The organism is Stenotrophomonas nitritireducens (genome assembly GCF_001700965.1).
GTDB lineage: Bacteria > Pseudomonadota > Gammaproteobacteria > Xanthomonadales > Xanthomonadaceae > Stenotrophomonas > Stenotrophomonas nitritireducens_A.
The window spans coordinates 698,702-719,606 of the sequence record NZ_CP016756.1; the positions used below are offsets into that span (position 1 = coordinate 698,702).

Annotated in this window: 15 protein-coding genes and 3 tRNA genes; 6 read left to right on the forward strand and 12 right to left on the reverse strand. The window is 64.5% G+C overall.

Annotated features, from left to right (window positions below; genetic code table 11):
• Positions 1–11: 11 nt before the first annotated feature.
• The 4 genes from BCV67_RS03125 to rnr form a co-directional block, all read right to left on the reverse strand.
• A complete protein-coding gene (locus BCV67_RS03125) occupies positions 12–815 on the reverse strand; it encodes a GGDEF domain-containing protein (RefSeq protein ID WP_062166430.1) in 804 nt (267 codons plus the stop codon).
• 506 nt (positions 816–1,321) lie between these two features.
• Positions 1,322–2,509 carry a P1 family peptidase gene (locus tag BCV67_RS03130; RefSeq protein ID WP_062166431.1) on the reverse strand — a complete coding sequence of 396 codons (1,188 nt, stop codon included), beginning with the start codon at positions 2,507–2,509 and terminating at the stop codon, positions 1,322–1,324.
• Between the two features lie 8 nt (positions 2,510–2,517).
• Positions 2,518–3,261: a 23S rRNA (guanosine(2251)-2'-O)-methyltransferase RlmB gene (gene rlmB / locus BCV67_RS03135; RefSeq protein WP_062166432.1), complete on the reverse strand. Its 744-nt coding sequence runs from the start codon at positions 3,259–3,261 to the stop codon at positions 2,518–2,520.
• Between the two features lie 165 nt (positions 3,262–3,426).
• Positions 3,427–5,946, reverse strand: a complete 2,520-nt coding sequence (rnr, locus tag BCV67_RS03140; protein WP_062166433.1) for a ribonuclease R — start codon at positions 5,944–5,946, stop codon at positions 3,427–3,429.
• A 115-nt stretch (positions 5,947–6,061) separates the two neighbouring features.
• On the opposite strand from rnr, the gene BCV67_RS03145 reads away from it, so the two are divergent.
• From BCV67_RS03145 to BCV67_RS03155, 3 genes are all read left to right on the forward strand, one after another.
• A tRNA-Leu gene (locus BCV67_RS03145) sits at positions 6,062–6,148 on the forward strand.
• Positions 6,149–6,503: 355 nt separating this feature from the next.
• Positions 6,504–6,590, forward strand: a tRNA-Leu gene (locus BCV67_RS03150).
• A 405-nt stretch (positions 6,591–6,995) separates the two neighbouring features.
• Positions 6,996–7,082 (forward strand) — tRNA-Leu (locus BCV67_RS03155).
• A gap of 215 nt (positions 7,083–7,297) precedes the next feature.
• Here the strand turns inward: BCV67_RS03155 and BCV67_RS03160 are convergent.
• From BCV67_RS03160 to BCV67_RS19925, 5 genes are read right to left on the reverse strand one after another with little or no spacing between them, the layout of a single operon-like run.
• Entirely contained in the window at positions 7,298–8,857 is a 1,560-nt protein-coding gene (locus tag BCV67_RS03160; RefSeq protein WP_062166434.1) for a DHA2 family efflux MFS transporter permease subunit, read from the reverse strand.
• A gap of 7 nt (positions 8,858–8,864) precedes the next feature.
• Positions 8,865–10,046, reverse strand: a complete 1,182-nt coding sequence (locus tag BCV67_RS03165; RefSeq protein ID WP_062166435.1) for an efflux RND transporter periplasmic adaptor subunit — start codon at positions 10,044–10,046, stop codon at positions 8,865–8,867.
• Between the two features lie 13 nt (positions 10,047–10,059).
• Positions 10,060–11,532, reverse strand: a complete 1,473-nt coding sequence (locus tag BCV67_RS03170) for an efflux transporter outer membrane subunit (RefSeq protein ID WP_062166436.1) — start codon at positions 11,530–11,532, stop codon at positions 10,060–10,062.
• Positions 11,529–11,972, reverse strand: coding sequence for a MarR family winged helix-turn-helix transcriptional regulator (locus BCV67_RS03175; RefSeq protein WP_062166437.1), 444 nt, complete (start codon positions 11,970–11,972; stop codon positions 11,529–11,531). The genes BCV67_RS03170 and BCV67_RS03175 overlap by 4 nt, the downstream gene beginning before the upstream one ends.
• 11 nt (positions 11,973–11,983) lie before the next feature.
• Positions 11,984–12,169 (reverse strand): hypothetical protein, encoded by a 186-nt coding sequence (locus BCV67_RS19925; protein WP_156455744.1) that lies wholly within the window; start codon positions 12,167–12,169, stop codon positions 11,984–11,986.
• 17 nt (positions 12,170–12,186) lie between these two features.
• Here BCV67_RS19925 and parC point away from each other — a divergent pair, with 17 nt between their 5' ends.
• Together parC and BCV67_RS03185 are read left to right on the forward strand one after the other, a co-directional pair.
• A complete protein-coding gene (gene parC / locus BCV67_RS03180) occupies positions 12,187–14,430 on the forward strand; it encodes a DNA topoisomerase IV subunit A (RefSeq protein ID WP_062166438.1) in 2,244 nt (747 codons plus the stop codon).
• Between the two features lie 192 nt (positions 14,431–14,622).
• On the forward strand, positions 14,623–15,279 hold the full coding sequence (locus BCV67_RS03185; RefSeq protein WP_062166439.1) for a thiopurine S-methyltransferase: 657 nt from the start codon (positions 14,623–14,625) through the stop codon (positions 15,277–15,279).
• Between the two features lie 91 nt (positions 15,280–15,370).
• On the opposite strand, the gene bfr is transcribed toward BCV67_RS03185, so the two are convergent.
• Positions 15,371–15,859, reverse strand: coding sequence for a bacterioferritin (gene bfr, locus BCV67_RS03190; RefSeq protein ID WP_057628465.1), 489 nt, complete (start codon positions 15,857–15,859; stop codon positions 15,371–15,373).
• Between the two features lie 149 nt (positions 15,860–16,008).
• Between bfr and BCV67_RS03195 the strand changes: the two genes are divergently transcribed.
• The gene (locus tag BCV67_RS03195) at positions 16,009–18,396 is read left to right on the forward strand and encodes a penicillin acylase family protein (RefSeq protein WP_062166440.1); all 2,388 of its coding nucleotides are present in this window, start codon (positions 16,009–16,011) and stop codon (positions 18,394–18,396) included.
• Positions 18,397–19,016: 620 nt separating this feature from the next.
• On the opposite strand, the gene BCV67_RS03200 is transcribed toward BCV67_RS03195, so the two are convergent.
• Together BCV67_RS03200 and BCV67_RS03205 are read right to left on the reverse strand one after the other, a co-directional pair.
• Positions 19,017–19,445, reverse strand: coding sequence for a RidA family protein (locus BCV67_RS03200; RefSeq protein WP_062166441.1), 429 nt, complete (start codon positions 19,443–19,445; stop codon positions 19,017–19,019).
• A 42-nt stretch (positions 19,446–19,487) separates the two neighbouring features.
• Positions 19,488–20,873, reverse strand: coding sequence for a cation:proton antiporter (locus BCV67_RS03205; RefSeq protein WP_062166442.1), 1,386 nt, complete (start codon positions 20,871–20,873; stop codon positions 19,488–19,490).
• Positions 20,874–20,905 lie beyond the last annotated feature (32 nt).

Below are 20,905 nucleotides of genomic sequence, written 5' to 3' on the forward strand. Positions count from 1 at the left end.
CTGGACCGTACTCAGGCCGCGCAGGTCCTTGCGCGGCCCTCCCTCTTGGCCTGTGCCAGCGCATTCTTTGCGCGTTGGTAGAACAGCACCGGTGCCTGGTCGTCTTCGCGCAGCTGCACCACGCCGGCACTGAAACTGACCTTGATGTCATCGGCCTCATGTCCGCCCCACTCCGCGTACTGCGCGAACAAACGCTGCAATCGCTGGCAGGCGATCTCGGCTTCGGGCAATGCGGTGTCGGTCAACAACACCGCGAACTCCTTGTTGCCCAACCGCGCCGGCATGTCCGACGCACGCAGGCTGCGGCGCATCAACTCACCGACTTCGCACAACACCAGATCACCAACCGCGCGCGACCATTCGGTATTGATCTGCCGGAGGTGATCGATGCTCAGCACCACCAGGCTGAGCGCACGGCCGGCGCGACGCGCGACAGCCATGTCACGTGCCAGCACTTCATCAAATGCGCGCCGGTTGGGCAGGCCACTGAGATCATCTTCATTGGCCAGGCGCTCGAACGCTTCGGCCTGCTCGCGCAGCTGCAGTTCCAGCTGCGCTTTTTCCAGCAGCGCTGCCTGCAGCCGGCTGTTGTGTTGCTGCACCTCGTCCGAACGCGCCAATGCCTGCGCGGCCAGCTGCCGTGCCTGGTTGCGCTGCTGCTTCAAGCGGATTCCCAACCAGACCACCGCCACGATCAACAGCAGGCAGAGCCCGCCGAGCAGCGCCGGCAGCGGCAACGCGGCAGCCTTGGGCAACGGGCTGTCAACGCCAGCATGCCCCCACGCCGGTGACACCGCAGATCCGGCAATCGCCATCAGCGCGAAACCACCTCGAATTGCAAAGACCGCTCCCCTGCCTCCCCTCGCGCGCATCCCCATGCCCGAGCGGATAACCAGATTCTTCTCTGCTGCCATCGTTCATGCCCCAAGCTGGTCTGGCGATACTAGCAAACAGGTACGCCGGATCAGCGATGGAGATCACGTTGGCGCACGTCGAAACATTTTCGTAGGCCGGGGGACACGAGCCTGGACTGGGAGCTGGAAGACCTCAGCAAACCGAAAGCCACAGCAGTGCTGCTCAATCCCCTCTTCCGCTTGCGGGGTGCAAAAGGGGCGCTTACGAACCGCCGGTTCGTGCCCCTTTGAACGCCCTTGCGCCAGCGCAAGGGCTGGGGCGCGGAGCGGGGGTTGGGGTGAGCGGAAGCTTCTCGCAAGGAAAAATCAAAAGACCCTCATCCGTAGCTTCGCGCCACCTTCTCCCGTAAACGGGAGAAGGGACTGAGTCGGGCATTGCTTGAATCTGCAGCACTGCTAGCACCTCACTACCTCGGTGCTTTTACCCCATGCCGCTGCAGCACCTCACGCACCCGCTCCAGCGGAATCGCCTGCACGGTCTGGCCGTTGCCACTGACCGTGGTTGCCATGAACAAGGCGTTGTACACCGACTCTTCCACCGCATCCACGCTGGCCTGGAACACCGCGCTCATCTGCTCGTTTGCCAGCTCGGTGGTCTGCAGCTGCGCGGCATCAAAGCCGCGCCGCACCGAGTCGGCGGTCGAAAACGCCAGCACATAATCACCACTGCCATTGGATGCCGAACTGCCGGTACGCCCCAGCCCCATCATCCCGCGCGAAGCCAGCCGGCGCAGGTTGCGATCCGACAACGGCGCATCGGTTGCCACCACGATGATCACCGAACCATCGCCGCGATCATCGGCCAGCCCGCGTACATTGCCCTGCGCAGCCACCGCGTTCTGGAACGCATAGCGATCAAGCTCGCGGCCAACCGGCGCACCTTCCACCTGCAGCACGCCGCCAAAATTCGCCTGTACCAGCACACCTACCGTCCAGCCGCCCAGGCTCTCGGGCAGCTTGCGTGATGAAGTACCAATTCCGCCCTTCCAGCCGAACGCCACAGTGCCGGTGCCGGCGCCGACACTACCTTCCTGCACCGGGCCACTCTTTGCGGATTCCAACGCGTGGCGCACCGCCGCAGCGGTGATCGGCCGTGCACGGATATCGTTGAGGCCGCCGTCATTGGTCTCGCCGACAACCACGTTCAAGGAACGCACCTGCTGCATGTCCGGCTGTGCCAGCATCCAGTCGGCCATCGCATCGGCGGCTTTCCACACGCACAGGGTGCAGGTCAGCAGGATCGGGGTTTCCAGTTCGCCCAGCTCGTTGACCTGGGTGCTGCCGACGAATTTTCCGAAGCCATTACCCACGTGCAGCGCAGCCGGCACCCGCGAGCGGTAGGCATTGCCGGGGTGCGGCAGGATCGCGGTGACGCCGGTGCGTACGCTATCGCCCGTGCTCAAGGTCACCTGGCCGACACGTACGCCGGCTACATCGGTGATTGCGTTGTTGCTGCCCGGGCTGAAGATGCCGGGCGCGACGCCCAGATCACGCGCACGTACGCGCGGAGCGTCCTGTGCGGCGGCGCCCAGGACGCAAAGCCCCGCCAGCGCCACGGTCAATTGAAGGAAAAGACGGGACGGCGTGCGGGGCATGGTGTTCCTTACAGGCGTTGGCGGACGGCCTCGAACAATGCCACACCCGTCGCCACGGATACATTCAGGCTTTCAACGTCGCCCGGCATCGGAATGCGCACCAGCTGGTCGCAGGTTTCGCGGGTCAGGCGGCGCATGCCGTCGGCCTCGCCACCCATCACCAGCGCCACATTACCGCGCAGGTCGAGCTTGTGGATGGTGGTGTCCGATTCACCGGCCAGGCCATACACCCACACACCCAGCTTCTGCATGTCCTTGATGCAGCGGACCAGGTTGGTCACCGACACCACCGGAATGCTGTCGGCCGCACCGGCGCTGACCTTGCGCACGGTGGCGTTGACCGGAGCGCTCTTGTCCTTGGGAATAACCACCGCGGTGACACCGGCGGCGGCGGCGCTGCGCAGGCAGGCGCCGAGGTTGTGCGGGTCCTGCACTTCGTCCAGCACCAGCACCAGCGCCTTGCCTTCGGCCGCTTCGATCAGGCCCTTCAGCTCGTCCTCGTCCCACAGCTTGGGCGCGGCATAGCGCGCAACCACCCCCTGGTGGCGGACCTGGCCGGCCACGCCGCCCAGCGCTTGGGCATTGACCTTGCGCACGTCGATGCCCTTGCGCAGGGCTTCTTCCTCGATTTCGACCAGGCGCGGGTTCTTGGCACCGGCCTCGATCAGGACCTCGCGGACGTTTTCCGGGTCCTTTTCAATCGACGAAGCTACGGCATTGACGCCGACGATCCATTGGTTCTGCTTGCTCATGGGCGTCACATGGGGGAATTCGGGGGGGCAATGGTACTACTTGAGAGGCTAGGAACCAGGTCATAGGAGCCAGGAACCAGAGGAGCAGGCAAAAGCCGGCCAAGGCCAGCTTTCACTCGTTTCTCGTTCCTACCCGCCAGTTCCTGGCTTCAATGGTTGCTGGCTTCAATATTTCTGCTTGGTGCGCTTAGCCGGCTTGCCGCGTTCGGGCTGCGGGGTCGGCGCTTCGACCTTGCCGTCCTTGTCCTCGACCAGGCGGAAATCGATCTTGCGCTCCTCCATGCTGGCCTTGAGCACCAGGATGCGGACCCGGTCGCCGAGCCGGAACTCGCTGCCACGGCGGTCGCCGCTGAGCGTCTTGCGGATCGGGTCGAACTGGTAATAGTCGTGCGGCAGCTGGGTCACATGGACCAGCCCGTTGACCTTGGACTCGTACAGCTCGACGAACAGGCCGAAGCTGGTCACGCCGCTGATCACGCCGTCGAACTGGCTGCCCACGTGCTTTTCCATCCACGCCGCACGGAAACGCTCGTCCACCTCACGCTCGGCCTCATCGGCACGGCGCTCACGCTCGGAGCACTGCAGCGACAGCGCCGCCATCTCGCGCGGGGTATAGGTGTACTTGTCGAGCGGGCCACCGGTCAGCGCGTACTTGATGGCACGGTGCACCAGCAGGTCCGGGTAACGACGGATCGGCGAGGTGAAGTGCGCATAGGCCTGCAACGCCAGCCCGAAGTGGCCGTTGTTGTCCGGCGAATACACCGCCAGCGACTGGCTGCGCAGCAACACCGATTCCAGCAGCGCCGCGTCCGGGCGCTCGCGCACCTTCTTCAGCAGCTTGGTGTAATCGCCCGGCTGCACCTTGCTCCACGGCGGCAGACTCAGCTTGAATTCCTTGAGGAACTCGAGCAGGTCGGCGAACTTGGATTCCGGTGGCCGCTCGTGCACGCGGAACGGCGCCGGAACGTGCTTGGACAGCAGGTAACGCGCAGCCTCCACGTTGGCGGCGATCATGCATTCCTCGATCAGCTTGTGGGCGTCGTTGCGCACCATCATGCCGGCCTGGGTCACTTCGCCACGGTTGTCCAGTACGAAGCGGACTTCCGAGGATTCAAACTCGATCGCGCCACGGCGCTCGCGTGCCTTGGACAGGATGCGGTAGAGCTGGTGCAGGTTCTGGATCTGCGGCATCAACGGGCCGATGAAGGCCTTGGTGTCCGCATCGTCCTCGCCCACCGCGGCCCACACCTGGGTATAGGTCAGGCGCGCATGTGAGTTCATCACCGCTTCGTAGAACTTCGACTCGGTCACCTCGCCATCGCGCCCCACCTGCATGTCGCAGACGAAGCACATGCGGTCTTCCTTCGGCCGCAACGAGCAGATGCCGTTGGACAGCGTCTCCGGCAGCATCGGCACGACGAAACCCGGGAAATACACCGAGGTCGCCCGGCGCTGCGCTTCATCGTCCAGCGGCGTACCGGGACGCACGTAGTTGGAGACGTCGGCGATGGCCACCACCAGACGGAAACCGTCACGGTTCGGCTCGCAGTAGACCGCGTCGTCGAAGTCCTTGGCGTCCTCGCCGTCGATGGTGACCAGCGGCATGGAACGCAGGTCCACGCGATTGCCGATCATCGACGGCTCCACCGTCAACGGCACCGCAGTGGCTTCGTCCAGCACTTCCGGCGGGAACTCATACGGCAGCTCATGGCCATGGATGGCGGTTTCCACCACCAGCGACGGGGTCAGCTTGTCACCGAGCACGGCGATGATCTTGCCGATCGGCGGACGGCGCGAATCCGGCGCATGGGTCAGCTCGCAGACCACCAGCTGCCCGTCCTTGGCGCCGCCAGTAGCATCGCCCGGGATCTGGATGTTGCGCTGGATGCGCTTGTCGTCCGGCACCACGTAGCTGATACCCGCTTCCACACTGAAATGACCGATCAGGCGGTTGACGCCACGCTCCAGCACGCGGGCGATGCTGCCTTCGCGGCGGCCGCGGCGGTCGATGCCGGTGACATTGGCCAACGCACGGTCACCATGCATCACCTTGCGCATTTCATAAGGTGACAGGAACAGGTCGTCGCCGCCCTCGTCCGGGCGCAGGAAGCCGAAGCCTTCCGGGTTGGCGATCACCACACCGGGGATGAGGCTCAACTGGCTGACCGGAGCGAAGCCGCCACGGCGGTTCTGCACCAGTTGGCCATCACGCACCATCGCGCCCAGGCGCTTGCCCAAGGCATCGGCACGATCCGGTTCGGTCAGGCCCAGCGCGGCGCCGATTTCCTCGGCGTTCTGCGGGCCTTCGCAGCGGTCAAGCAGCTGCAGGATGGCCTCACGGCTGGCAATCGGCTGCGCGTAGCGCTCAGCCTCGCGCGATGCATAGGGATCATCGATGGCTGCAACCGGCGGACCGGACTTGCGGCGGCCGCGCACGAAACTCTGCGGCGCGGCGTTGTCATTGGGTTTGCGCTTGCCCGGCTTGGGCGCGCCGGAACGGGCGGGGCCCGCCTTGCCCGGTGGCTTGGCTGCGCCGGCCTTCGCAGGTGCGGAAAGGCTTTCCGGCATCCATGGCGGCAGCTTGGCCGATTTTGCTTTGGGGGCTTTGCCCGGCGCCTTGCCCGGCTTGCTGCCGGTGGCGGACTTTTGGGCCTTGTCGGCCCCAGTGGTCTTTTTGTTTTTCATCAGCCTCCATGGTACATGGCCGCAGGTGTACAGGGTGCGCACAGGATCACTGCGGATGAATGTGAAAAAGCGTTGACAAAGGTCCGCATCCTCTGCAAACTGCGCGGCCTGAAGTGCCCAGGTGGCGGAATTGGTAGACGCACTAGCTTCAGGTGCTAGCGGGGGCAACTCCGTGGAGGTTCGAGTCCTCTCCTGGGCACCACGTTTCAAGATCAAACCCGCGAAAGCGGGTTTTTTCGTTTCCGGGGTTTGGTCTTGCGGCAGGAGCAAGCGCCTTACCCCTCCCCAGCCCTCCCCTTGCCTGCGGCAAAGGGAGGGGGCAGAAGCAATGCCTTCGCCAACATGCGGCTGCACGGCCACGTAGGCCGGGCAAGTGCAGCGCACCCGGGATTCTCTCCGCCGGGCAGCTCTGCCGCGAATCCCCCCGGGTGCGCTTCGCTTACCCGGGCTACGGTTCTTCGCTTACGCGGGCTACGGTTCGCATGACCACGCCAGCCCACTCTTCACAAAACTGTTGACGACGCCAGAAACGTCCTACATAATCTCGCTCCTGAGTCGCCCAGGTGGCGGAATTGGTAGACGCACTAGCTTCAGGTGCTAGCGGGGGCAACTCCGTGGAGGTTCGAGTCCTCTCCTGGGCACCACGACTCAAACGAAACAACCCGCGAAAGCGGGTTTTTTTGTGCCCGCTTCTTTTGTAGTGCCGAGCCATGCTCGGCAGAGGCCTTACCGATAACGCCACATGCCGAGCATGGCTCGGCACTACATGAGCCCCTTCAGTCCTCGAGTACCTGAACGCACCCGATTCGCCATACATGCTTCATCTGCAACCTCGCTGGTGAAGCTTCTGCCGAGCATGGCTCGGCACTACATAAGCCCTTCTATTTTTTCGTGGCGCGATGCGCCCGCTTCGCCGCATTTGCTTCGCCTGCAAGCTTGCTGGTGAAGCCCCTGCCGAGCACGGCTCGGCACTACACAGCGATGTGAAATTTCTTCGCGTAAATCGTTGACAGTTTTCTTCACACTCGGCACAATTCGTCCCCTGAGTCGCCCAGGTGGCGGAATTGGTAGACGCACTAGCTTCAGGTGCTAGCGGGGGCAACTCCGTGGAGGTTCGAGTCCTCTCCTGGGCACCATGACTCACACGAAACAACCCGCGAAAGCGGGTTTTTTTGTGCCCGCTTCTTTGTAGTGCCGAGCCATGCTCGGCAGGGGCTTCACCGGTAAGGCCTCTGCCGAGCATGGCTCGGCACTACAAAAAGCGAAGCCCGCAATCTGTCGGATTGCGGGCTTCGCTGTAGTTTCATTGATATCGGCTTCGCGGCTTATGCCGCTCCTACAAGAAGCTTGATCAATGCCCGCCTGCCGATGCCGCGCCAGCGCCCGCACCAAACGGCGGCTTGGCCAGCCATACCAGGCCGATGATCAACAGGAACACCCAGCCCAGCAGCAGGAAGATGTCGTTGAAGCCCATCTGCGATGCCTGGTGGTTGATCATCTCGTTGAGCATCGCCGCGCCGTGCTGCAGGTCGCCCTGCCCCAGCGCGGTGACCTGGTCGTGCATCGATGGGTCGTACAGCGACACATGCTCAGTCAGGTCCGCATGATGCTGCTGGGTACGCCGCGCCCACAGCCAGGTGGTCAGCGAGGCGGCGAAGCTGCCGGCCAAGGTGCGCAGGAAGGTGGCCAAACCCGAGCCGGCGGCGATCTCGCGGCCGTCAAGGTCCGACAGCAATATCTGCAGCACCGGCATGAAGAACAAGGCCAGGCCCACGCCCATCAGCAGCTGCACGCCAGCCACGTGTTCAAAGTTGACCTGCAGGTTGAAGCCCGAACGCAGGAAGCTGGTCATCGACAACACGAAGAACGCGATCGTCGCCAGGTAACGCATGTCCACCTTGTGGCCGAACTTGCCCAGCACCGGTGCCACCATGATCGGCAGGATGCCCAATGGCGCCGTCGCCAGGCCGGCCCAGATCGCGGTATAGCCCATGTCGCGCTGCAACCACTGCGGGATCATCAGCGCTACCGAGAAGAACGCGGCGTAACCGACAATCATCGCCAGCGTGCCGGCGCGGAAGTTGCGGTGCCGGAGCAGCTTCAGGTCAACGATCGGGTCCTTGTCGGTCAGCTCCCAGATCACGAATACCGCCAGCATCACCGCTGCCACGCAGGCCAGCACCACGATCTTGGTCGAGCTGAACCAGTCTTCCTCGTTGCCCAGGTCCAGCATCAGCTGCAGGCAACCCACGCCGATCACCAGGGTGACCAGGCCGACGTAGTCCATCTTCGGCCGTTCGGTCTGTTCGACCCGGTGGCGAAGCTGGCCGCCGACGATGACCGCGGCAATCACGCCCAACGGCACGTTGATCAGGAAGATCCATTCCCAGCTGTAGTTGTCGGTGATCCAGCCACCGAGAATCGGCCCGGCAATCGGCGCCACCACGGTGATCATCGCCAGCAGCGCAAGCGCCTGCCCGCGTTTCTCGCGTGGATAGATGGACACCAGCAATGACTGGGTGATCGGATACATCGGACCGGCCACGAACCCCTGCAGCGCGCGCGACACCACCAGCATGCCCATGCTCTGGGCGATGCCGCACAGCAAGGAGGCAATCGAGAACGCAATCGTCGCCCAGATGAAGAGTTTCACTTCACCGAAGCGACGGCTCAGCCAGCCGGTCAGCGGCAAGGCAATAGCGGTGCTGACCGCGAACGAGGTGATCACCCACGTTGCCTGCTGCGAGCTGGCACCGAGGTTGCCGGCAATGGTGGGCAGCGAGACGTTGGCGATGGTGGTGTCGAGCACCTGCATGAACGAGGCCAGCGCCAGGCCGGCCGTGCACAAGGCTACATTGGCCGGCCCTGCGCCGACCGTTGTGGCCGGCGCCGTGGGAGCTTGAGCGGACATGATGACCTCAGCTGGCGCGCGCGGACGGCGGCAGATTGTCCTGGATGATGCTGTGGATCAGCGCGTCGGCATCATGCAGCTGCTTGGCGTAGACCTGCGTGCCGTACACCGTGCCCTTGGCCACGTCGGCCGGCAGCACCGTGCCCTTCTGGTCGTGCAGGTTGACCTCGGCCTTCATCGACAGGCCCAGGCGCAGCGGATGCTCGGCCAGCTGCTTGGCATCGATGGCGATGCGCACCGGCACGCGCTGCACGATCTTGATCCAGTTGCCGCTGGCGTTCTGCGCCGGCAGCAGCGAGAACGCCGAACCGGTACCCAGGCCGAGGTTGGTGATGCGGCCCTTGTAGGTCACGTCGCCGCCGTACAGATCCGAGCGCAGTTCCACTTCCTGGCCCAGGCGCATGTGGCGCAACTGGGTTTCCTTGAAGTTGGCGTCCACCCACATCTGCTCAGCCGGGACCACCGCCATCAAGGCGGCACCGGGCTGCACGCGCTGGCCAACCTGCACCGAACGACGCGCGACGTAACCGCTCACCGGCGCGACGATACCGGCGCGGGCGTTGTTGAGGTAGGCCTGGCGCAACTGCGCCGCAGCAGCCTGCACGTCCGGCTGGGTGGCGATGACGGTGTCATCGACCAGCGCGCGGCTGCGCTCGACGGTTTCGCGCGAACCGGCAACAGCGGCTTCGGCAGCGGCCAGTTCGTCGCGGGCATGGGCCAGCTCTTCATTGGAGATGGCACCGGTGGTGGCAAGGTCGCGGCGGCGGGCAAAGTCTTCGCGGGCGCGCTTGACGGTGACCTGGCGTGCGTTCAACTCCGCCTGCGCACCTTCCGCGCTGCGGTACAGGCCGCGCACCTGGCGCACTGTACTGGCCAGATTGGCGCGTGCCTGCTGCATGGCCACTTCGGTGTCTGCCGGGTCCAGTTGCACCAGCAGCTGGCCCTGCTCCACCTTCATGCCGTCATCGGCGGCGATGGACACCACGGTGCCGGCGATCATCGGGGTGATCTGCACCTGGTTGCCACCGACATAGGCGTCGTCGGTGTCCTCGGCCCAGCGGCCCAGCAGGAAGTACCACGCGGCAAATGCCACCAGCAGGATCACGACAACAATCAACAAGCCGCGCAGCAGCTTGCCGCGGCGGCTGGGAGCGGCTGCGGCCGCTTCGGGGGAGGAGGTCTGGCTCATGGAGGGAGGCGTCTCAGGAATTCGAATGGGCGGTAACGGCGGCAGGTTCGGCAGTGGCGTCGGGCTGGAAGCCCCCACCCAATGCCGCACTCAGGCGCACCGAGGACACCAGCTGTTGCGACTGAAGGTTGCTCAGCTGCTGCTGGCTGCGCAGCAACTGGTCCTGCGTGCTGAGCACGTCCAGGTAATTGCCGATGCCGGCTCGGTAGCGTTGCTGGGCCAGATCATTGGCGGCCTGCGCGGTGGCCTGCGCCTGTTGCTGGGCCTGCACCTGCTCGCCCAGCGAGCGCAGCGCAGCGACCTGATCGGCCACATCACGCAGTGACTCGACCACGATGTGGTTGTAGCTGGCCACGGCCAGGTCGTAGTCGGCATCGCTGCTGGCCAGGCCGGCACGCAGGCGGCCGCCGTCGAAGATCGGCAGGCTCAGCGCCGGTGCCAGCAGACCGAAGGTGGAGCCGCTCTGCAGCAGGCTGTCTAGGTTCTTCGACACCACCCCGCCCAGTGCAGTCAGGTTGAGGCTGGGATAGAAACGGGTCTTAGCGACCTTGATCTGCTTGTCGGCCGCTTCCACCCGCCAGCGGGCCGCGACGATGTCCGGGCGCCGGCCCAGCAGCTCGCTGGGCAGTACGCTCGGCAGCTGCAGGGCAAGCGGATTCAACTCAGCTGGAACGGTGATGTCCAGGCCGCGGTCCGGGCCCTGCCCCAACAGCGCAGCCAAGGCATTGCGGGCCGAATCGATCTGTTGCTGCGCGGCCAGCTGTTGCTGGTGGGCAAGGGGCAGGCGGGCCTGCGCCTGGGTCACCTGCAGGTTGCTGTCGATGCCGGCACGACGACGTTGCTGGGTCAGTTCCAATGTCTTTTCGGCACGTGCCAATTCGTCATTGGCCACCCGTTGCAACTGCCCGGCATGGGCCAGCTGCACGTAGGTCTGGACGATGGCAGCCGACAGATCCAGCCGTGCGGCCTGTGCATCCACTGCCGCGGCATGGCCGCTGTCCACCGCCGCCTCCCAGTTCGCGCGCTTGCCGCCCCACAGATCAATGCCGTAGCTGAAGTTGGCCACGGCCTGCACGCTGCCCATGTAATCGCCGCCCAGCTCACCGGCCATCGATTTGGGCAGGGTCAGGCCGGTATAGCCCGGCGACAACGCCAGGCTGGGCTTGCGCTCGGCATTGGCGCCGGCAGCCTGCGCCTGTGCCTGGCGCAGCCTGGCGTCGGCGGCTTCAAGCGATGGGCTGCTGCGCAGGCCCTCGGCGACCAGGGCATCCAGTTGCGGGGCGCCGAGCGCGCGCCACCAGTCCGCAGCCGGGAAACCGGCCGCACTGAGCGGCGCAGCGGCGAGCGCTCGGTTGCTGTGCAGACTGTCGGCATCAAGCAGATGGCCCTGCGGTTGCAGGCCGCGGCTGCTGGCACAGGCGGCAAGTGCCAGCACCAGCGCACCCGGCAACAACAGCCGCGTGCATTTCATAGGAGAAGTGTTCATGGGGGAGAAAGGGCGTCCCGTACCCGGGTCAACAGGGAAAACAATTGGTCACGTTCGACATCGCTCAGGTCGCCCAGGGCCAGATCCATGATCCGGTCGCCGCGCACCTTCAGTCGTGCCCACAAGGCCTGGCCCTCCTCGGTCACCACCAGCTGCAGTGCCCGCCGGTCCTGCGCGTGCGGTTCACGGCGCACGGCACCCAGCGACTCCAGCCGATCCAGCAAGCGGGTCACCGCGCTGGGCACCTGGTTGATGGCCTGGCCAAGCTCGGCAGCGGTACAGGGCGCCATTTTCGACAGCACCTTGAGGCCCACGTAATGGGTGAAACCGATACCGATGTCTTCTTCGGCCATGGTGGCGTCGAGCTGGCGGACCAGGCCGTCGCCAACTTGGCGCAGCAACAGCCCAAAGCTGGTCGGCGGGGAGGAGGATTCAGTCATGGGGCGGGATTTTATTTCCATTTGGAAATATTCTCAATGGTATATTTCCATCGGGAAATGAATTCAGTGTTACAGATATGTCGCCAATCACTGGCATCGGCCCCCTCCGGGCCACCGCCACGCTTGGCATCGCCGCCGCCATCCGGATAATCGATGGGTCTGGAAGCCGGCAGCCACGCCGCGGCTTCAACGTTCACAGGTAGCACCACCCGCAATGACCGATCCTGCACGCCAAGCTTTCCACGGCTTTGAACAGCAGCCGCTGCGCGAATACGCCGAACGCGCCTATCTTGATTACTCCATGTACGTGGTGTTGGACCGCGCCCTGCCTTTCATCGGCGACGGGCTCAAGCCGGTGCAGCGCCGCATCATCTATTCGATGAGCGAACTGGGCCTGGGGGCTGCCTCCAAGCCGAAGAAGTCCGCGCGTACCGTTGGTGACGTGATCGGTAAGTACCACCCGCACGGTGACAGCGCCTGCTACGAGGCGCTGGTGCTGATGGCACAGCCGTTCTCGTTCCGCTACCCGCTAATCGAGGGCCAGGGCAACTTCGGCTCCAGTGACGACCCCAAGTCGTTCGCGGCCATGCGTTACACCGAATCCAAGCTGACCCCGATCGCCGAGATGCTGCTGGGCGAATTGGGCCATGGCACCACTGATTGGACCCCGAACTTCGACGGCACCCTGGAAGAACCGACCTGGTTGCCGGCACGCCTGCCGCACCTGCTGCTCAACGGCACCACCGGCATCGCCGTGGGCATGGCCACCGACGTGCCGCCGCACAATCTCAATGAGATCGTCAGCGCGCTGGTGCGCCTGATCGATGAGCCGGACACCACCGTCGCCGAACTGTGCGAGCACGTGAAGGGCCCGGACTACCCGACCACCGCCGAGATCATCACCTCGCCCTCGGACCTGCGCAACATCTACGAAACCGGCAACGGCAGCGTGCGTGCACGTGCCACCTTCAAGAAGGAAGGCCCGAACATCGTCATCGATGCCTTGCCGCACCAGGTATCCCCATCCAAGGTGATCGAGCAGATTGCCGCGCAGATGCGCGCCAAGAAGCTGCCGTGGCTGGAAGACATCCGCGACGAGTCCGATCACGCCAACCCGGTGCGCGTGGTGTTGATGCCGCGCTCCAACCGCGTCGACGCCGAGCAGCTGATGGGCCACCTGTTCGCCATCACCGACCTTGAGCGCAGCTACCGCGTCAACCTCAATGTCATCGGTCTGGACGGCCGCCCGCAGGTCAAGAACCTGAAGATGCTGCTCAGCGAGTGGCTGCGCTTCCGCCAGGACACGGTGACGCGCCGCCTCAACCACCGCCTGCAGAAGGTGGAGCGTCGCCTGCACCTGTTGGAAGGCTTGCTGGTTGCCTTCCTCAACCTGGATGAAGTGATCCGCATCATCCGCACCGAGGACGATGCCAAGGCCGCGCTGATCGCGCGCTTCGCGTTGAGCGAGGACCAGGCCGAGTACATTCTGGAAACCAAGCTCAAGCAGCTTGCGCGCCTGGAAGAAATGAAGATCCGTGGCGAGCAGGACGAGCTGGCCAAGGAACGCGACAAGATCCTGTCCATCCTGCAGAGCAACGCCAAGCTGAAGAAACTGGTCAAGGACGAGCTGCTGGCCGATGCCAAGAAGTTCGGCGACGAGCGCCGCTCGCCGCTGGTGCAGCGCGGTGCCGCCCAGGCCATCGACGAGACCGAGCTGGTGCCCAGCGAACCGATGACGGTCGTACTGTCGGAGAAGGGCTGGGTACGTGCGGCCAAGGGCCACGATGTCGACGGCGCGACCCTGAACTACCGCGACGGTGACAGCCTGCTGGCAGTGGCTCGCACCCGCAGCACGCAGCAGGTGGCCTTCCTCGATACCGAGGGCCGCGCCTATTCCACGCCGGTGCACACCCTGCCCTCGGCACGTGGCAATGGCGAACCACTCACCGGCCGTTTCTCGCCGGCGCCGGGCAGCAGCTTCGTCACTGTGGCCAGCGGCGACAACAACACCCGCTTCGTGTTGGCGTCCACGCACGGCTACGGCTTCGTCACCCGTTTCGAGAACCTCACCGGTCGCAACAAGGCCGGCAAGGCGATGCTCAACCTGTCCACCGGCTCGGCGGTACTGACCCCGTCATTGGTTGCCAATCCGGAGACCGACCGCATCGTCGCGGTCACCAGCGCCGGCAACATGCTGGCCATCCCGGCCAGCGAGCTGCCCGAGCTGGACAAGGGCAAGGGCAACAAGATCATCGAGATCCCCAAGGCCAAGCTCTCCACCGAGCGCGTGGTGGCGGTGGTCGCGGTAGGCCCGTCCAACACCCTGCAGGTACGCAGTGGCCAGCGCACCATGAACCTGTCGTTCAAGGACCTGGAAACGTATCTGGGGACGAGAGCGACGCGCGGGCATTTGTTGCCGCGTGGTTGGCAGAAGGTTGAAGGGCTGGAAGTTCAGTAAGTACAGGAAGGCCGGGCATTGCCCGGCCTTCTGCTTTTTTTTGTTCCGGCTCTTGTAGGAGCGGCGTAAGCCGCGAAGCTACAAATCCAAACAACATCAGCAACCAAGAATCACCATTTATCCATTGTTCCCGGCTTCGCGGCTCACGCCGCTCCTACACAGCCCGCCAAGCAATCGCTATCGGAGAACCCCATGCAACCCGACTTCTGGCTGCAACGTTGGCAGAACGGTCAAATCGGCTTCCATCGCAGCGAGGTGATGCCGCTGCTGCAGAAGCACTGGTCTACGCTGGAACTCCCGCACGGCAGTCGCGTCCTGGTGCCGCTATGCGGCAAGACCCTGGACATGCATTGGCTGGCCGCGCAAGGCCACCGCGTACTCGGCATCGAGTTGTCACCGATGGCCGCCGAACAATTCTTTGCCGAGGCCGGCGTCAGCGCGCAGCGGCACAGCAGCCAGTACGGCGAGCATTACAGTGCAGGCCCGATCGAGATCATCTGCGGCGACGCCTTCGCGCTGGATGCAGGCCTGCTGGCAGACATCGCGGGCGTCTACGACCGTGCCGCCCTGATCGCCCTGCCTCCGCATCTGCGCCAGCACTACCGCGACACCCTGTACGCGCAGTTGCCAGTGGGCTGCCAAGGGATACTGATCACCCTGGAATACCCGCAGGATGAAAAACAGGGCCCACCATTCTCGGTGGAAGAGGATGAAGTGCAGCGGCTGTTTGCCACACCGTGGCATGCTGGCCTGCTGGAACGCCGCGACATTCTCGACCAGCAGCCGGATTTCCGCGCCGATGGCGTAACCGGCCTGTCCACTGCCGTCTACAGGTTGCAGCGCCTGTAGTGCCGACCCATGGTCGGCAGAGGCCTTGCCGGTAAAGCCAAATGCCGACCATGGGTCGGCACTACAGAAGGCGGCGTTTGCCGCCTTCAGGTCAATGCGCCGCAGTGCCCTTGGCGTCCATCTTGCTGGTCTGGTACAGCTCCAGGCCGATACGCTTGATCAGGCCCAGCTGCTTCTCCAGCCACCAAGCATGGTCTTCTTCGGTGTCACGCAGCTGCGCGATCAGGATGTCGCGGCTGACGTAATCACCCTGCGCTTCGCACAGCTTCACCCCAGCGGCCAGATTGGCACGCACCTGGTATTCCACCTGCAGGTCCTTCTCCAGCATCTCCATCACGGTCACGCCCGGCTCGAAGCCGTGCGGACGCATGTCCGGGTTGCCGCCGAGGAAAAGGATGCGGCGCAGCAGCGCGTCGGCGTGCTCGGTCTCCTCTTCCATCTCGTGGCCGATGCGCTCGTACAGCGCCAGCAGGCCTTGATCCTCGTAACGACGGGAATGGATGAAGTACTGGTCGCGCGCGGCAAGTTCGCCGCGCAGCAGCTCCTTCAGGCATTCAATGACTTCGGGTTTGCCCTGCATGGGGGTGCTCCTGATGATTCGATGCCGCATAGGGTGCCCCATCCGGAAACCCAATGATCTAATCGGAATCACTTTCAGTTGCGATTCCCTCTCTTTCGACTTCACAAGCTGTCTACAATCGCGACACAACCGCTACCTGGGGTAGGCCTGTGCTGCGTTGGCTGCTGCGTTCGTTCTGGATTGTAGTAGGGCTGTTGCTGGTACTGCTGTTGGTCATCTGGGGGCTGTTGCGCGGCAGCCTGCCTCAGCTGGATGGGGAGCTGGCGCTGCCCGGCTTGTCAGCCCCGGTCAGCATCCAGCGCGATGCGCTGGGGGTACTCAGCATCGAGGCCACCAACGAAACCGATATGGCGCGCGCCCTCGGCTATGTCCACGCGCAGGAGCGTTTCTTCGAAATGGACCTGATGCGGCGCTCGGCAGCCGGCGAGCTTTCCGAGCTCTTCGGCGCCAAGGCCTTGCCGCTGGACAGGCGCATGCGGGTGCACCGGCTGCGTGCGCGTACCCAGCAGAACCTGGGCGCGGCACTGGGTGGCAAACGCGATGTGGTGGAAGCCTACCGTGATGGCGTCAACGCCGGCCTTTCAGCCTTGCCGGTACGGCCGTGGCCCTATCTGCTGCTGCGTCAGCAGCCACGGCCCTGGGAACTGGAGGATTCGGTGTTGACCGGCCTGGCGATGTACGGCGACCTGCAGGACCCGGCCAATACCCGCGAGCTTGCGATGGCGCGCATCCGCAGCGTAGTGCCGCCAGCGCTGTACGCACTGCTCGGCCACGATGGCAGCGCTTGGGACGCGCCTCTGTTTGGTGCGCCCCGCGGTGATGCGGTGTTGCCGGATGCGGCAACGCTGGACCTGCGCGTTGCCGGCGGCGCGCGCGCCCTCACTCCACCGCCTGCTTCGCAAGCGGTCCCCCTCTCTCCCGCTGTGCGGGAGAGAGGCATCGGTGGGCCGCCTGCGGCGACCGATTCTTTTCCGGGCAGCAACAATTTCGCAGTAGCCGGCGCCCTGACCGCCGACGGCCGCGCCATCATTGCCGACGACATGCACCTGAACCTGCGTGCGCCCAACATCTGGTTCCGCGCGCGCCTGCGCTACGCCGACCCGACCGCGCCTGATGGCAAGGTCGATGTCAGCGGCTTCACCCTGCCGGGCCTGCCGGCGGTCATCGTCGGCAGCAATACGCGGGTAGCCTGGGCATTCACCAACAGCTATATCGATACCGCCGACTACTCGGCCCTGCCCGCCGATGCCCCACTACGCAGCTACAACGAAGCCATCGCCGTCGCCGGTGCGCGCCCGGAAATGCTGCTGGTGCGCGAAAGCGCCTGGGGCCCCGTTCTGCATGAAGAGCCCGATGGCCGCCTGCTGGCGTTGCGCTGGGTCGGCCAGCAGCCCGGCGCCGTGCGGCTGGATTTCGCCGACATGGCCAAGGCCGCCGATCTGGAGGCTGCTTTCGCAGTGGCTGATCGCTCCGGTGTGCCCGCGCAGAACCTGCTGGTGGGCGACCGCAGCGGGCGCATCGCCTGGCGCCTGATTGGTGCAAGACCGGCACGGGATCCGGCCTGCCATGCCGATGCCGCCACGCAAACCAGCTGCCCGCCCTGGCCCATCCGTACCGACCAGGCACCGGCGTTGATCGATCCACCGGATCATCGGCTGTGGACCGCCAACGGCCGCGTGCTAGATGGCGCCTCGCTGGCCGAAGCCGGCGATGGCGGCTATGACTTCGGCGCACGTGCCAAGCAGATCCGCGATGGCCTGTTCGCCCGTGATGTTTTCAGCGAACGCGATCTGCTGGCCATCCAGCTGGACGACCGCGCCCTGTTGATGGAGCGCTGGTGGAAACTGCTGCGGCAGACCATCGAACACAGCGATGATCCCGCCCTCAAACGGCTGGAGGCCGCCAGCCGCACCTGGCAGGGGCGCGCTTCCACCGATTCGGTCAGCTACCGGATGGCGCGGGGTTTCCGCGGCATCCTGACGGACAACATGGAAGGCGCACTGCTGGCACCGGCCAAGGCGCAGCTTGGCGAGCGTTACCTCGCCCCCAAACTGGCCCAGTTCGAGGGCGTGCTGTGGCCCATGCTCAGCGAACGCCCGGCCAACCTGCTGCCGCCGCCGTATGAAGGCTGGGATGCCTTGCTGGCTGACAGCGCAAGGCAGCTGGAAAAAGATCTGGCCGCCCAAGGAACGGATCTGACGCAACGCAGCTGGGGCGAGCGCAACACCGCCGCCATCTGTCATCCGGTCTCGGCAGCATTGCCGGCTTTGTTCAAACGCTGGCTGTGCATGACAGCAGAACCGCTCGCCGGTGACAGCGACATGCCACGCGTGGTCGGGCCGAAGTTTGGCGCGTCCGAACGCATGGTGGTCTCACCCGGCCACGAAGCCGACGGCATCGTGCACATGCCCGGCGGCCAGAGTGGACATCCGCTGTCGCCATTCTGGGGCGCGGGCCACGAAGACTGGGTAAACGGTCGCCCTACCCCGTTCCTGCCTGGCAAGGCGACACACAGCATGAAATTGAGTCCGCGCTGAAAAACCAGCACAGGTCTGCATGCAGACCCAGGTAGCCCCAGCTTTCGTCTGACTGTGGGAGTGGCGTAAGCCACGAAGCTGGATTTGCTGAAACACCGGAGGCATGTGCAATCTGATGGTGTTCCAGCTTCGCGGCTTACGCCGCTCCCACAAGTGGCGGAGCTGCATGGCATCTGTAGCCCCAGCTGGCCTCTGCCTGTGGGAGTGGCGTGAGCCACGAAGCTGGATTTGCTGAAACACCGGAGGCATGTGCAAGCTGATGGTGTTCCGGCTTCGCGGCTTACGCCGCTCCCACAATTGGCGGGGCTGCATGGCATCTGTGGCCCCAGCTGGCCTCTACCTGTGGGAGTGGCGTGAGCCACGAAGCTGGATTTGCTGAAACACCGGAGGCATGTGCAAGCTGATGGTGTTCCGGCTTCGCGGCTTACGCCGCTCCTACAACTGGCGAGGCTGCTTGGTATCTGTAGCCCGGGTAAGCGCAGCGCACCCGGGAAGCAGGCAAGACATCCGCGCACGAAGACCGAATCGCTCCTGCCATCGATGCGGAACTTTTGACCTTGGTTAGGCGCCAAAAGCCCCGGGTGCGCTGCGCTTACCCGGGCTACGCCTACGCATCACGCCTACTTCAAGCGCACCGTCCACTCCACTTCGAGCTTGGCTTCGGCGTCGAACAGGCGGCTGATCTGCACCCAGCTCGCGGCCGGATACTTGCCATCGGCAAAGAACGTCTTGCGCTCGGGAATGGCCTTGATCAAGCCATCCATATCGGTGGTGAACACTGTTTCCTTGACCACCTGGCTGCTGTCCGCATCAAACTGCTGCAGGATCTTGGTCAGCTTGCCGTAGCAGTCACGCACTGCGGCCTGCATGTCCGCGCCCCTGCACGGCACGCCGGACACATGCAGCGTGTCGCCATCGCGTACCACCCCGGTGTAACCGATATCCGTCTCCCAACTGCCCAGTTGATGACGCTCCAGCGGCACCTCGCCTGCTGCGGCAGTCAACGGACTGCCCAACAACCCCAGTATCAACAGCGGCAATGCACGCATCCAAAACTCCTTTCAGCAAGAGGACAACACCACGAATGGAACTCAGCCCGGTTTGGCTTGAGCTCGCTCACTCCAGCGCAGCAGCGGCCCGGTCATGGCCGTTGTCACCAAGGCCATGATCACCAGCACCGCGAACAACCGGTCGCCCAGAAACCCCAGCTCATACCCCAGGTTGAGCACGATCAACTCCATCAGCCCGCGTGTGTTCATCAACACACCCAGCCGCAGCGCATCCGGCGTCTGCATGCCCGCGCTGCGCGCTGCGGCGAAGGTGCCAAGCAGCTTGCCGACGATGGCAACGGCGATCACCAGCACACAAAGCCACAGATCACTTGCCTGCAACGCGTCGGCACGCAGGCGCAAACCGGTCATGGCAAAAAACAGCGGCAGCAGCAGGGCCGCCGCCAGCGGCTCCACCTTGCCGACGATGAGCTCGCGCAGCTGTGCGTTGGAAGACGCCGCGACACCGGCGGCGAACGCGCCGAACAGGGCGTGGATGCCCAGGTACTCGGTCAACAGCGCGCTGGCCAGGGTCAGCAGCAACATGCCCAGCAGCCACGCCCCTTCGCGCCCGGCAACAATGACCTGCCGTGCAATCCAGGGGCGCACCAGGCACAGCATCACGCCGATGAACACCACCACGCAGACCAGATTGAAACCGGCCGCGCCCCAACCCGCAGCCTGGGTTGCGCTGACAATCAGCGCCAGCATGCACCAGGCGGTGGCATCGCCCAGCGCCGCGCAGGCAATGGCGGTCTGCCCGAGCGGGCTGTGGGTCATGCGGTGATCCGCAAGAATGCGCAACAGCACCGGGAACGCAGTGATGCTCAACGAGATGCCGATGAACAGCGCGAACGGGGTAAACCCCACGCCTGCCGGCCCATGCTGCGGATACAGATGGATTGCCAGCAACACGCCACACAGGAACGGCACTGCGATGCCTGCATGACTGACGGCGATCGCAAATCTTCGTCGCCCGCGCAGCCTGCCCAGGTCCAACTCCGCGCCGGCCACCAGCAGGAACATCAGCACACCCAACTGGCTGATCAGCGCCAGCGGCGCCAACGAGGCGGGGGGAAACAAGGCGGCCTGTGCGTGTGGAAGCACCGTACCGAACAACAACGGGCCCATCATCAGACCAGCGGCCATCTCACCGATGACCGCTGGCTGGCCGAACCAGCGCACCAGCCAGCCCATGCCCTTGGCGACCAGCAGCAGCACCAGCAGCTGCAGCAGAAAAAGGCCCAGCGCCGAATTGGAATGCAAGGCGCCTGAAGCCGCACTGGCGACCTGTTGCACCGGCGCCGTTACCGCCATGCCGGCATGGCGGGCGAGCAGCAAGGCCACCAGCATCGGCACCCCTGCCCAACCCAGATAGAGCAACCCCCAACGCAACCGTGAAGCGGGACGATGCGTGTCTGCGTCCATGAACTCCCCCTTGCTTTAGCCGGGGATGATAA